Below are 771 nucleotides of genomic sequence, written 5' to 3'. Positions count from 1 at the left end.
ATCAGGAATACACTGCACCAATACCGTAATGCTGCTTCGGGTGTTTGTGCTGGTTGAGGCACTGGTTTCTAAGGGAATAGGGCAATCAGTGGCTTTGATTCTTGAGTCGACATTGGCGGATCTTACCAAGAGTTCTCCGCCCATAGGCTGCTCAACGGTGTCGAGAATATGTTGCTCAGCGGCGGCTTGAATGGCCTCAATTTGTTCTGATGTCGCACCTTGTGCAAAAAAACTAAACAATATTGATATAATGCCGATAAACTTAGCGACAATTTTAAAAAAAGCTCTACATGTTGTTGTGGAAAATGGTTGCAGATTTGAGTTATGATACGTCATTCTGTTTCTCTGGTGGTTCGTAGCCTGTAGTAGATTAACACTTTTTAATCAAAAAAGTTTGATATGGAGATGCGCTCATGACGGGTATTCTGGATTCAGTGAATCAGCGTACACAACTCGTCGGTCAAAACCGATTAGAATTACTAACCTTTCGCCTAATGGGGCGTCAGCGCTATGGTATTAACGTATTTAAAGTTAAAGAAGTACTACAGTGTCCTAAGCTGACTTCAATGCCAAACTTGAACCCGCTGGTTAAGGGTGTTGCGCACATTCGTGGTCAAACCATTTCGGTCATCGACTTAAGCCTAGCCATTGGCGGCCGTCCAATTGGTTAATTGGAGCAAGAAGGTCCTGATAGGCGTCGAGATTAATCATTTTAATTTTTAATACTTTACATTCAAATTTCGGTTTATCCAGCCAGCGTCTTTTCAAAGG

At 42.4% G+C, this 771-nt stretch carries 2 pseudogenes; one reads left to right on the top strand and one right to left on the bottom strand.

Annotated features, from left to right (window positions below):
• A pseudogene (locus tag KIV40_RS27260) lies at positions 1-336 on the bottom strand (flagella basal body P-ring formation protein FlgA); the annotation flags it as partial.
• A 77-nt stretch (positions 337-413) separates the two neighbouring features.
• Here KIV40_RS27260 and KIV40_RS27255 point away from each other — a divergent pair.
• A pseudogene (locus tag KIV40_RS27255) lies at positions 414-662 on the top strand (chemotaxis protein CheW); the annotation flags it as partial.
• Positions 663-771 lie beyond the last annotated feature (109 nt).

It is taken from the genome of Vibrio sp. D173a (assembly GCF_030248475.1).
This window is presented reverse-complemented; position numbering and strand designations above follow the sequence as displayed.